This window comes from Thiorhodococcus fuscus (assembly GCF_042682685.1).
Lineage (GTDB): Bacteria > Pseudomonadota > Gammaproteobacteria > Chromatiales > Chromatiaceae > Imhoffiella > Imhoffiella fuscus.
Window position 1 is genome coordinate 70,393 of record NZ_JBHUHX010000036.1, and the last position, 13,085, is coordinate 83,477.

Annotated in this window: 6 protein-coding genes; 5 read left to right on the plus strand and 1 reads right to left on the minus strand. The window is 61.5% G+C overall.

What is annotated here, in order from left to right:
* Positions 1–82: 82 nt before the first annotated feature.
* From pilQ to ACFSJC_RS13175, 5 genes are all read left to right on the plus strand, one after another.
* A complete protein-coding gene (pilQ, locus tag ACFSJC_RS13155) occupies positions 83–2,320 on the plus strand; it encodes a type IV pilus secretin PilQ (RefSeq protein WP_386027374.1) in 2,238 nt (745 codons plus the stop codon).
* 232 nt (positions 2,321–2,552) lie between these two features.
* The gene (gene aroK / locus ACFSJC_RS13160) at positions 2,553–3,077 is read left to right on the plus strand and encodes a shikimate kinase AroK (RefSeq protein ID WP_386027375.1); all 525 of its coding nucleotides are present in this window, start codon (positions 2,553–2,555) and stop codon (positions 3,075–3,077) included.
* Between the two features lie 9 nt (positions 3,078–3,086).
* On the plus strand, positions 3,087–4,169 hold the full coding sequence (gene aroB / locus ACFSJC_RS13165; protein ID WP_386027376.1) for a 3-dehydroquinate synthase: 1,083 nt from the start codon (positions 3,087–3,089) through the stop codon (positions 4,167–4,169).
* Positions 4,170–4,606: 437 nt separating this feature from the next.
* Positions 4,607–9,262, plus strand: coding sequence for a glutamate synthase large subunit (gltB, locus tag ACFSJC_RS13170; protein ID WP_386027377.1), 4,656 nt, complete (start codon positions 4,607–4,609; stop codon positions 9,260–9,262).
* Positions 9,255–10,721 (plus strand): glutamate synthase subunit beta, encoded by a 1,467-nt coding sequence (locus tag ACFSJC_RS13175; protein ID WP_386027379.1) that lies wholly within the window; start codon positions 9,255–9,257, stop codon positions 10,719–10,721. Before gltB ends, ACFSJC_RS13175 begins: the two co-directional genes overlap by 8 nt.
* Positions 10,722–10,844: 123 nt before the next feature.
* Here the strand turns inward: ACFSJC_RS13175 and gspD are convergent, their stop codons facing one another.
* Positions 10,845–13,079 (minus strand): type II secretion system secretin GspD, encoded by a 2,235-nt coding sequence (gene gspD, locus ACFSJC_RS13180; RefSeq protein WP_386027380.1) that lies wholly within the window; start codon positions 13,077–13,079, stop codon positions 10,845–10,847.
* Positions 13,080–13,085: the final 6 nt, after the last annotated feature.

Below are 13,085 nucleotides of genomic sequence, written 5' to 3' on the forward strand. Positions count from 1 at the left end.
ATTTCAGCACGTGTCAAAGGCCAGGTTGCGTTCATTGGCTATTCTGTGGCGCGTCTCTGCGGTACCTGGTTTCGGTATCCTCATGTTTTGGAACATGTTGGCGCCTTCGGTCGAGGCGGCCGACCTTCAGAAGGTCGACTTCGCCGCCTTGCCTGGCAGCCGCGTGGAGGTGGAGCTGACGCTATCGGAACCCATCGCGCTACCTCAGTCATTTGCGACGGAGTCTCCGGCGCGGATCGCACTCGACCTGCCTGGCGTCGCGAGCAAATTGGACTCCAAGTCCATTCCGATCGGCGTTGGTGCGGTTCACAGCCTGATCGCCGTCGAAGGTAGCGACAAGACGCGCGTGGTCCTGAATCTGACCGATCCAGTCGCCTACGACGTCAGCACCTCGGGAAACCGCATCATCATCAAGGTCGATCAACATGGCTCGCTCGCGAGCGCGGCTCCGCCGCCGGTCGCACCGCCACCGACGGCCGCGAGCGCCTCGCCGAGATCCGTTGCAACGAGTGCTCAACAAACACCGCCCGCTTGGAGCTACCCGACGCGCTCGGCGCGTGCTGCGATCGCCGGTCCCCCCGTGAAAGACATCGATTTCCGGCGCGGAGCAAGCGGTGAAGGTCGCATCATCATCCGTCTACCGAGTTCCGACACTCGGGTTGCGGTCCGAGAACAGGCGACGCGGGTCTATGTGGATCTCTACGACACTTCCTTGCCTCAGAGGCTGTTTCGGCGACTGGACGTCCTGGATTTCGCGACCCCGGTGGTCGCGGTCGAATCTCGGCCGACGGGGCGCAACGTCGAGGTCGAGGTTCAGACCGAGGGTGATTTCGACTACATGGCCTACCAGACGGACGAGATCTTCACGCTCGATTTCAGGCCCTTGACCCCTGCCGAGAAGGAGGAGATGGCGCGCAAGAAGGTCGTCTATGAGGGTGATCGGCTGTCGCTCAATTTCCAGGATATCGAGGTGCGGGCCGTCCTCCAGGTTCTCGCCGACTTCACCGATCTGAATCTGGTGGCGAGCGACACCGTCCAGGGCAACATCACCTTGCGGCTGAAAAACGTGCCTTGGGATCAGGCGCTGGACATCATCCTAAAGACCAAGGGATTGGATATGCGTCGCAACGGCAATGTCATCATGGTCGCGCCGACCCAGGAACTCGCCGAGCAGGAACGACTGGCCTTGGAATCGGAGAAGAGTTTCGAGGAACTGGCTCCGCTTCGCACCGAGTTCATTCAGATCAACTACGCCAAGGCGTCCGATATCGCGCAGTTCATCCGAGGCGGATCCAGCTCGGGCAGGTCCGCGTCCAAAACGTCGCGCAACACCGGTCTGCCAGCTCCGGCTGGCGTCGACAAGGAGTCCATCCTGTCCGATCGCGGAACCGCCAGTTTCGATGAGCGTACCAATACGTTGGTCGTGATGGACACCATGGCCAAGCTTGAGGGGATTCGTGCGATCGTCGCCAAGCTCGATGTGGCGGTTCGGCAGGTGATGATCGAGTCTCGGGTCGTCATCGCCAATAACGACTTTGCGCGCGATCTCGGCGTCAGATTCGGGGTATCCGGTTCCATGGGGTCCATCGGCGGCAACGAGCTGCTGATCGCCGGTGGTCAGGACGGGAATCTCGCCTTGTCGGGGTTCGACTCAGGACCTTTCGGTCTCAATACAGGGACGGGAACCGCTTACAATTCGACATTGACCGACGACGACGGAAATACCACCCTCATCACAAACCTTCCGGTTGGCTCACCATCTGGATCCATCGACTTCCTGCTTGGAAAGGTCGGGTCCTACCTGCTTCAGCTGGAGCTCTCGGCGATGCAGCGCGAAGGCCGGGGAGAGATCGTCTCAAGCCCCCGGGTCATCACCTCGGACCAGCATCAGGCGACCATCAAGGTCGGCTCCGAGATTCCCTATCAGGAGTCGTCTCAGAACTCGACCACCAATACGGTGTCCTTCAAGGAGGCCGTACTTAAGTTGGATGTGACGCCCCATATTACGCCCGACGATCGCATCATGATGGATCTCAAGGTCAACAAAGATAACCCTGACTTTACGAGAACGGTTCAAAATGTGCCGCCTATAGACACCCGAGCCATTGAAACGAATGTCGTTGTCGACAACGGCGAAACCGTGGTGCTTGGCGGAGTCTACGAGCGTGAAAAGACGTTCAACAAGGAACAGGTACCCTGGCTAGGCGACATACCCGTCCTGGGTCGTTTGTTCAAAACCGAGAGTCGCCAGGACAACAACTCGGAACTTCTGATCTTCGTGACGCCGAAGATTCTGAAGAGCGATCTCGTTCAGCGTTGAGGCGTCTCATACCGATCAATGGCGATCGAGTCGGTGCCCATTCCGCGATGGTTGGCGCAATGGGTACACGGACGCATCGTGTCGCTAGCCGGAACTCGGATCGAATCACGCGTTTCATCCGAGGTTCTAGCCTTCCAGAACGGGCGTCTCTCGCCTGGTCTTCCTTTCCACGGCGCGCGCTCGGCGCGCGCGCCCTTGCTTGCATGCCAAAAATCTGGCATACCTTTCCGCTATGATGCGCGCACAGAACATTTTTATCGTCGGCCCCATGGGCGCCGGCAAGAGCACCGTTGGCCGACAGCTGGCCGAAACCCTGTCCTATACCTTCAAGGACAGCGACCAGGAAATTCAGCGTCGTACCGGCGTCGATATTCCAACCATTTTCGAGTTCGAGGGCGAAACAGGTTTCCGGGCCCGCGAGAGGCAGGTTATCGAGGCCTTAGTGGCCGAGGAGCGGATTGTGCTGGCCACCGGTGGCGGTGCCATCTTGAGCCCTGAGAACCGTCAGGATCTCTCGGCGAGGGGCGTCGTCATCTATCTGCACTGCAGTCCCGAGCAGCAATATTCCCGTACGGCACGCGATCGCAATCGGCCCCTGCTCGAAACGGAGGACCCGCTCGAACGGCTCCGCGAGATCATGGCGGAGCGCGAACCGCTCTATCGACAAGTGGCCGATATGGTGGTCTCCACCGAGAAACGGGGCACCAGTTCGGTGGTTAAGGAAATCTGCCGTCGACTCGAATCCGAAGAGATCTGAATCTTCATCATGGCTCAAACACTGAACGTCGACCTCGGATTGCGCAGCTACCCGATCCATATCGGAAGCGGGCTGATCGCAAATCCGGAATTCTATCGGCCGCACGTTCGGGGCGAGAGCGTGATGATCGTCACCAACGAGACGGTCGCTCCGCTCTATCTCGACTCGGTGAAGGCGGCTCTGGCGGACTATCAGATTTCCGATGTCGTGCTTCCGGATGGCGAGCAATACAAGACACTGGAGGTCTGGAATCGGATCTTCGATGCGTTGTTGCACGAGCGCTTCGCTCGGGATTGCACCCTGATCGCACTCGGTGGCGGTGTCGTCGGCGATATGACCGGATTCGCGGCAGCCTGCTATCAGCGCGGGGTGCCCTTCATCCAGGTTCCGACGACGCTGCTCGCACAGGTCGACTCCTCGGTCGGTGGCAAGACGGGGATCAATCATCCGGCCGGCAAAAATATGATCGGCGCCTTCCATCAGCCTCTGGCGGTGATTGCCGATACCGACACGTTGGCAACACTCGCGCAGAAGGAGCTGTCGGCCGGGCTCGCCGAGGTTCTGAAATACGGCTTCATCCGGGATCTCCCCTTCCTGGCCTGGATGGAATCCCACATGGCCGAACTCCTCGCCCGCGACCCGAGCGCCTTGGGACATGCGATCAAGCGATCCTGCGAGATCAAGGCTGCGATCGTCGCCGAGGACGAACTCGAAGCGGGCCAGCGCGCGCTTCTCAATCTGGGTCACACCTTCGGTCACGCGATCGAAGCCGGAACGGGTTACGGAACCTGGTTACATGGGGAGGCCGTCGCGGTAGGGACCTGTATGGCGGCCAACCTCTCACAGCGGCTCGGTTGGCTCGACGAACGCGATGTGGAACGCGTGCGTCGACTCGTTTCCTCAGCCGGTCTGCCCACCGACCCGCCGGCCGATTTGTCGCCGGAGCGTTTCCTCGACCTCATGTCGGTGGATAAGAAGGTGCTCTCCGGAAAGATGCGCTTCGTTCTCCTAAAGGCCTTGGGTGATGCACTCGTGACCTCCGATGTCGAGCCGGACCTGCTCTACGCCACTTTGGCCGATCGGCGTTCTTGATGGATGTGAGGAACGCTCGATAATGTAACATTCCGCACTATTGTGGTGCGGCTCGCCTTGTGCCCCGCCAACCTTTTCCGCTCTCTGACCTCTCAAAGACCCTTGTTTTTGCTGGCATGCTCAATGCAAAGGCGATATGATCGTGGGTTCGCGATTTCAACCCGGTCTGGTTGCCTCGTGATACGTCGATGCGAATGACGATCTCCCGCCGGACTTCCGCGCTGGACGACCGGGCCGCTGAAGTCTGATCACACTGGATATCGGATGTCGATCACGGCCCGTTGCCGTCGACCCGCTGCTATCCGGCCCAAAGATCACAGGATGGTGGTGTCCGTCCGAAACTGAACCATTCGGTTTCCCACGAGAGCCGGTGGACGCTTATTCGGCAGACGCCATACAGTCGGAATTACTTACCTTAGGTATCAACGAGGTCAGCGATGAGCCTTCGTGCACTACCACCCGCACAGGGTCTCTATGACCCAGCCAATGAGCGTGACGCCTGTGGCGTCGGCTTCGTCTGTCACATCAAGAACAAGAAAAGCCACGCGATCGTTCAACAAGGGCTCGAAATCCTCGACCGGTTGACCCATCGCGGTGCTGTCGGCGCCGATCCGAAGGCTGGGGATGGAGCTGGAATCTTGGTCCAGATCCCCGATGCCTTCTTCCGCGCGGTGGTCGATTTCGAATTGCCGCCCGTCGGTGCCTATGGTGTGGGCATGGTGTTCCTGCCCAAGGATGCGAGCGCTCGCGCCGGCATGGAGGAGACGGTCACCCGTCGCCTTGAGGAAGGCGGTCAGCGCGTACTCGGTTGGCGTGACGTCCCGGTGGACAACAGTTCGCTCGGTGAGAGCGTGCTGCCGAGCGAGCCCGTGGTGCGCCAGGTCTTCGTCGGCTTGGGCGATCATTGTCCCGACCAGGCAGCCTTCGAGCGACGCCTGTTCGTCATCCGCAAACGCATGGACAACGAGATCCGTAGCGCCGGATTCGACAAGACCGCCTATTACGTGGTCTCGCTGTCCTCGCGCACCATCAATTACAAGGGCATGCTGCTCGCCGACCAGGTCGGCAAGTACTACCTCGATCTCGGCGACGAGCGCTTCACCTCGGCCCTGGCCCTGGTGCATCAGCGCTTCTCGACCAACACCTTCCCGACCTGGGACCTGGCGCAGCCGTTCCGAATGATCTGCCACAACGGCGAGATCAACACCGTGCGCGGCAACGTCAACTGGATGGCCGCGCGCCGTCACACCATGCGCTCGGAGATCCTCGGCGACGACCTCGACAGCATCTGGCCGCTGATCCCCGAGGGGCAGTCCGATTCGGCCTGCTTCGACAATGCGCTCGAGTTGCTGGTGATGGGCGGCTATTCGCTCGCCCACGCCATGATGATCCTGATCCCCGAGGCCTGGTCCGGCAACAAGCAGATGGACGCCGAACGGCGTTCCTTCTACGAGTACCACGCCGCGCTGATGGAGCCCTGGGACGGTCCGGCGGCGGTCGCCTTCACCGACGGCCGCCAGATCGGCGCGACCCTGGACCGTAACGGTCTACGCCCGGCACGCTATCTCGTCACCAACGACGATATGGTCATCATGGCCTCCGAGATGGGTGTCCTGGATATCGCCGAGGAGCGGATCGTCAAGAAATGGCGGCTACAGCCCGGCAAGATGTTCCTGATCGACCTCGAACAGGGTCGCATCATCGACGACGGCGAGCTCAAGGCCGAATTGGCCTCGGCACAGCCGTACCGCGAATGGCTGTCCAAGACCCAGATCCATCTCGACGAGTTGCCGACCAACGTCGCCCCCATGGCGCCGGACGACGACACCTTGCTCGACGCGCAGCAGGCCTTCGGCTATAGCCAGGAAGACCTCAAATTCCTGCTCACACCGATGGTCGTCACGGGTCAGGAGGCGATCGGATCCATGGGCGCGGACAATCCGCCCTCGGTGCTGTCGAGCCGTCCGAAGCATCTTTCGACCTACTTCAAGCAGAACTTCGCTCAGGTCACCAATCCGCCGATCGATCCGATCCGCGAAGAGCTGGTGATGTCGCTGGTGTCGCTCATCGGTCCGCGGCCGAACCTGCTCGGTCTCAACGAAGCCGGCAAGAACTGGCGTCTTGAGGTCAACCAGCCGGTACTGACCAACCAGGACCTGGAGCGGGTGCGCCATATCGAGGACAACTGCGGCGGAGCCTTCCGCACCACCTCACTGCACATGGTCTATGCCTCGAGCGAAGGTGACGCTGGGATGTCCGCTGCGCTCGAGCGTCTCTGCAAAGAGGCCGAGGATGCGGTGCTCGCAGGCTACAACATCCTCATCCTCTCCGATCGCAACACCAATCGCGATCACATCGCCATCCCCGCGCTGCTGGCGACCTCGGCGGTCCATCACCACCTGATCCGCCGTGGGCTGCGCACCAGCTCCGGTCTGGTGGTCGAGACGGGTGCCGCGCTCGAGGTCCATCACTTCGCCACCTTGGCCGGCTATGGCGCGGAGGCGATCAACCCCTATCTGGCGTTCGACACCATCCAGTCGATGCTGCCGCAGCTCTCCGAGAAGCTGAGCTTCGAAGAGGCGCAATCGCGCTACATCAAGGCGGTCGGCAAGGGGCTGAAGAAGGTGATGTCGAAGATGGGCATCTCCACCTTCCAGTCCTACTGCGGTGCCCAAATCTTCGATGCGATCGGTCTCAACAGCGGTTTCGTCGCCGAATACTTCACCGGCACCCCGACCACGGTCGAGGGCGTGGGTCTGTCCGAGATCGCCAAGGAGGCGGTACGCTGGCACGACCAGGCATACGGCAACCACCAGATCTACCGCAAGCACCTCGACGTCGGTGGCGACTACGCCTTCCGGCTGCGCGGTGAGGATCACATCTGGACTCCGGAGACCATCGCCAAGCTGCAGCACGCCACACGTGCCAACGACGCCAAGACCTTCTCCGAGTTTTCGCGCCTGATCGACGAGCAGAGCGAACATCTGCTGACCTTCCGCGGCTTGATGGACTTCCGTTTCGCCGCCGATCCGATCCCGTTGGATGAGGTCGAACCGGCCAAGGAGATCGTCAAGCGCTTCGCGACCGGTGCCATGTCCTTCGGCTCGATCAGCTACGAGGCGCACTCGACGCTCGCCAAGGCGATGAATGCCATCGGCGGCAAGTCGAACACCGGCGAAGGCGGCGAGGAGCCCGAGCGCTTCAATCCGCTACCCGACGGTTCGACGAACCCCGAGCGTTCGGCGATCAAGCAGGTCGCCTCGGGTCGATTCGGCGTCACCGCCGAGTATCTGGTCAACGCCGACGACATCCAGATCAAGATCGCCCAGGGCGCCAAGCCCGGCGAGGGCGGTCAGTTGCCTGGCCATAAGGTCAACGCCCAGATCGCGCGGGTGCGTCATTCGACCCAGGGTGTCGGCCTGATCTCACCGCCGCCGCACCACGACATCTACTCGATCGAGGATCTGGCGCAGCTCATCCACGACCTGAAGAACGTCAATCCCAAGGCGCGCATCTCGGTCAAGCTGGTCTCAGAGGTCGGTGTCGGCACCGTGGCTGCGGGCGTGTCTAAGGCCCATGCCGATCATGTGACCGTCTCCGGCTATGACGGCGGCACCGGCGCGAGCCCGCTGACCTCGATCAAGCATGCCGGCTCGCCCTGGGAGATCGGTCTCGCCGAGACCCACCAAACCCTGGTGCTCAACCGCTTGCGCGGGCGCATCGCGGTTCAGGTCGACGGCGGTATGCGTACCGGTCGCGACGTGGTCGTTGGCGCCCTGCTCGGCGCGGACGAGTTCGGCTTCGCCACTGCGCCGCTGATCGTCGAGGGCTGTCTGATGATGCGCAAGTGTCATCTCAATACCTGTCCGGTCGGTGTTGCCACTCAGGATCCGGAGCTGCGTAAGCGCTTCACCGGCAAGCCCGAGCACGTCATCAACTACTTCTTCTTCGTCGCCGAGGAAGTGCGTCAGCTGATGGCCAAGCTGGGCTTCCGCTCCATGGACGAGATGATCGGCCGGTCCGACCGGCTCGAAATGCGTCGTGCGATCGAGCACTGGAAGGCGCAGGGGCTCGATTTCTCGCGTCTGCTCGCCACCCCGGAGGTCGGTCCCGAGGTCGCCATCCACAACTGCGAAACCCAGGACCACGGTCTCGATCGCGCGCTCGATCGCGAGCTGATCCGCCAGGCCGAGCCAGCGCTCGAACGCGGCGAATCCGTGCATATCGAAACCCCGGTGAAGAACTTCAACCGTTCGGTTGGCGCCATGCTCTCCGGCCGGGTCGCCGAACGCTACGGTCATGCCGGGCTGCCCGACGACACCATCCACATCAAGGCCAAGGGCACTGCAGGTCAATCCTTCGGTGCCTGGGTTGCCCGTGGCGTCACTCTCGAACTCGAGGGCGAGGGTAACGACTACGTCGGCAAGGGCCTTTCGGGCGGTCGCCTCATCATCTATCCGCCAGCCGAATCGGCCATCGGCAAGGCCGAGGAGAACATCATCGTCGGCAACACCGTGCTCTACGGCGCCATCGGTGGCGAGTGTTTCTTCCGAGGCGTCGCAGGCGAACGCTTCTGCGTGCGCAATTCGGGCGCCACGGCCGTCGTCGAAGGGGCTGGCGATCACGGTTGCGAGTACATGACCGGCGGTATCACGGTGGTGCTCGGTCCCACAGGACGTAACTTCGCAGCCGGCATGTCCGGCGGCATCGCCTACGTGCTGGACGAGGCAGGCGATTTCGCCGATCGCTGCAATCTCGCGATGGTCGGTCTGGAACCGATTGCCGAAGAGGACGATGCGCTGGAGTCGCTCGACCACCAGGGTGGCGATTTGGAGTCCCACGGGCGCGTGGATCTGAGTCACGACATGACGCGATACGACGCCAAGCGTCTCAGACAGCTGATCGAAAAGCACCTGCACTACACCAATTCTGCGGTCGCTCGCCGTATCCTCGACGATTGGTCCAGCTATCTGCCCAAGTTCGTCAAGGTGATGCCGGTCGATTACCGGCGCGCGCTGGAGGACATGCAAGCCAACCAGAGCAGACCGCCACAGCCGAACAAGCCGCTGAAGGGGATCGTCGACCATGGGTAAGCCAACCGGTTTCATGGAATACGCGCGTCGCGACCGGCGTTACGAGCCGGCAAGCGACCGCATCGTGCACTACAAAGAGTTCGTTCTGCCTCTCACCGAGGGCGATCTCCGCGAACAGGGCGCCCGTTGCATGGACTGCGGGATTCCCTTTTGTCATCAAGGCTGTCCGGTCAACAACATCATTCCGGATTGGAACGATCTGGTGTACCGGGGCGACTGGCAGGCCGCGATCGAGGTGCTGCACTCGACCAACAATTTTCCAGAGTTCACGGGCCGCATCTGTCCCGCTCCCTGCGAGTCATCCTGCACCCTGAACCTGAACGATTCTCCGGTCACCATCAAGACCATCGAGTGCGCCATCGTCGACCGTGGCTGGGAAGAAGGTTGGATCAAGCCGCAGGTGCCCGAACGGCGCACCGGCAAGCGTGTCGCCATCGTGGGTTCCGGGCCCGCTGGTATGGCCGCCGCCCAACAGTTGGCGCGGGCCGGTCATAAGGTTTCACTGTACGAGAAGGCCGATCGTATCGGCGGTCTGTTGCGCTACGGAATCCCCGATTTCAAGCTGGAAAAATCGCTCATCGATCGCCGCATGGCGCAGATGCGCACCGAAGGGGTCGAGTTTCACACCAACACGCACGTTGGCGTCGATCTGCCCATCGGCACGCTGCGCGAGACCTATGACGCCGTGGTGCTCGCCGGTGGCTCCGAGAAGCCGCGCGATCTCCCCGTTCCTGGCCGCGACCTGAAGGGCGTCCATTTCGCGATGGACTTCCTGTCGCGGAACAGCAAGCGGGTTCAGGGATCCTTCGTTCCCGATGCCGACTTCATCTGCGCCCAAGGGAAGCACGTCCTGGTCATTGGTGGCGGCGACACGGGGTCGGACTGTATTGGAACCTCGAATCGGCACGGCGCCAAGTCCGTCACCCAAGTCGAGATCCTTGATCGCCCCCCGGAGAAGGAGAACAAGGCGCTGACCTGGCCCAACTGGCCGAACAAGATGCGCACCTCCAGTTCGCAGGAAGAAGGTTGCGAACGGATGTGGAACTTCGCCACCAAGGAATTCGTCGGCGACGCCGACGGCAACGTGACCGCCGTGCGTTACATCAAGGTCCAATGGGACAAGGACGCCGATGGCCGTTGGCAGATGAAGGAGCTCCCCGGGACCGAGGGTGAGATCAAGGCCGATCTGGTGTTGCTTGCGATGGGCTTCGTGCATCCGGTGCACACAGGCATGATCCAGCAGCTTCAGGAAGAGGCCGGTCTCGAACTCGACGCACGCGGCAACGTCAAGGGCGTCACAGAGGGTAGCGATGCCTATCGCACCTCGGTCGATGGTGTCTTCTGCGCAGGCGACATGCGTCGCGGTCAATCGCTCGTGGTGTGGGCGATTCGCGAGGGACGTCAATGCGCTCGCGCGGTCGATGAATGGCTGATGGGCCAGACGGATCTACCGAGATAAAAGCTCGCCCGACGGGACATAAAAAGGCGGCCATCTGGCCGCCTTTTTTATTACCAGCGACCAGCAAAATGTGCGTCGTTCTCTTGCTGGTCGCCGAGAGCTGGAGGCTGGTCGCTCACACCATCAGAACTTGAAATTGAGCCCCTTGACCTTCTTGCGGAAATCCTCTGTCACGGCCTCCACGTCCTGGTCGCTCGAAATCACCTTGGGGGTCAGCACCACGATCAGTTCGGTTCGGTTGGCCGATTTGGTGCGCTCTCCGAACAGGATGCCGGCGAAGGGCATCTTGTAGAGCCCAGGTATCCCCGATTTGCCCTGTTCTCGTTGATCCTGGATCAGACCGCCCAGAACGACCGCCTGATTGGAACGGACGGCGACCGAGCTGTTGATGCTGCGCGTCTGGAAGGTTGGCGAATCGAGCGCGGAACTGGTGGTCTCCGCGACCGTGCTCACCTCCTGCTCGATTTCCATCTGTACCAGTCCGCCGGGTGTCACTCGTGGCTTGACCGACAGCATTACGCCCGTGTCCTTGTACTCGATGGTATTGATGACGCGATCGTTGTTGGACGAGGTGCTCTGCTGTTCCGAGGTCGCGATCGGAACCTGCTGACCGACCTGAATCTTCGCCGTCTGATTGTCCATGACCATTACGGACGGCGAGGACAGCACATTGACCAGGCTCTCGCTCGCCAGGGCGCTCAGGGTTGCCTTGATGGTGTTCGGGTTGGAGACCAACGCCCAGTTGAATCCGGGGAATGCGGTGCCGATGCCGGAGGTTTTCGAACTATCGAGCGTACCGTCGAGCGTAGCGTAACTCTTTCCCTCTGACCCGGGACCGAACAGCTCCCATTGAACGCCGTATTGCAGATTGCCCGCCAGGGTGATCTCGACGATCGTTGCCTCGACCAACACCTGTAGAGGCACGATGTCGAGCTGCTTCAGGGCATCCAAGATCTTCTTGTAGTCGCGGGCCGTGCCGCGAATCAATAACGAGTTGTTCACGCCGTCGGCGACGATGCTGACGGCGGAACTCATCTGGAGTTCGTGCGACGACGAGCTGGGCTGGGTTCGCCCCGAGGTGCTGGAGGAACCGCTCGACGAGATCCCACCCACGCCGCTGTCGGTTGCCATCACCGCATTGGCATTCGACTGGGTTCGGGAGCCGATGCTCGATCGCCCGAGACCGGGCGCCACGCTGCCGACCGAACGGTTCGAGCCGCTGCTGCCGCCACCGAACAACTGGGAGAGGATCTCGGCCATGTTCTCGGCATCGCTGTGCTTCACGCGATAGACGAACAGACGCTCGGCTGCGTCCCCGCTCGCTTCGGCCATATCCAAACGCTCGATCCAGTTGCGCGCCTGCTGGATATAGCGCTCCTGGGGCGAGACCACCAGCAGGGCGTTGGCGCTTTCGATGGGTACGAAGCGGAACAGGCCCTTCAGCGGATTGCCGCCTTCATCGGCGAGCAGGCTCTGGAGCTGGGTCTGGACCTCGTTGGCCTTGGCGAACTCCAGGACGAAGAATCCGACCGACAGGCCAGACATCCAGTCGACGTCGAAAACGCGGATGGTATCGAGCAGATTGCCCATTTCCGAGCTGGTTCCGGCGATCACCAGCAGGTTGCGCAGGTTGTCGACGCGGATGACGCTGCCCTCGGGCGCCAGGGGCTGGAGAATGCTGCTCATCTCCTCGGCGCCGATGTAGCGCAGCGGTACGACCTGGACGCTGTAGCCCGCTGGAAGCGCGCGCGTGGATTCGCCGAGCTGAGGTACGACCTTGCCCTGCATAGCGCTCGTGAGGGGGACCACCTCATACGTGCCGTCGCGATAGACGATCGCCGCATTGTTCATGCGCAGCAAGGTTTCCAGGGTTGGAATCAGATCCTCGCGACGGAGCGGTCGCCCTGTCTGCAGGGAGGTCACGCCTTGCACCGAAGGGTGAAGGACATAGTTCACCTTGAGCAGGTCCCCAAGGATGACCTTCACGACTTCGCGGATGTCGGTGCCGTCGAAGTTGAGTGTGACGTCTCCCGGGGTGGTGTCGACGCTTGGCGGGGTGACCTTGCGCACGAAGGTGCCGGTTCCGCGTTGGAGCGAGTCGAGTGCTCGGGGTGCCTTGTCCGTAGCGTCGCCGAGCGCGATGGTGCCCGCGCTTCCACCCCCGCGTTTACTGTTTTCCCCCAGCTTTGTCAGCTGATCGCCATCGACGATGTGACCCTGAGGATCGCCTACCTTTAGGGTTGGATCCCAGTTCTCCTTCTCACACGCGGACAGACAGGGGATGACGGCGATCAGTACGATGACTCTCAGCCAGTCTCCAAGCCGGATACGGCGATCGATATGAAGCGCGGGGTACATTGTGCC

Excerpts from the sequence above, each read along its gene's own strand:
- gltB (WP_386027377.1), top strand. The coding sequence starts at position 4,607 with ATGAGCCTTCGTGCACTACCACCCGCACAGGGTCTCTATGACCCAGCC.
- aroB (WP_386027376.1), top strand. The coding sequence starts at position 3,087 with ATGGCTCAAACACTGAACGTCGACCTCGGATTGCGCAGCTACCCGATC.
- aroK (WP_386027375.1), top strand. The coding sequence starts at position 2,553 with ATGATGCGCGCACAGAACATTTTTATCGTCGGCCCCATGGGCGCCGGC.
- gspD (WP_386027380.1), bottom strand. The coding sequence starts at position 13,079 with ATGTACCCCGCGCTTCATATCGATCGCCGTATCCGGCTTGGAGACTGG.
- pilQ (WP_386027374.1), top strand. The coding sequence starts at position 83 with ATGTTTTGGAACATGTTGGCGCCTTCGGTCGAGGCGGCCGACCTTCAG.
- ACFSJC_RS13175 (WP_386027379.1), top strand. The coding sequence starts at position 9,255 with ATGGGTAAGCCAACCGGTTTCATGGAATACGCGCGTCGCGACCGGCGT.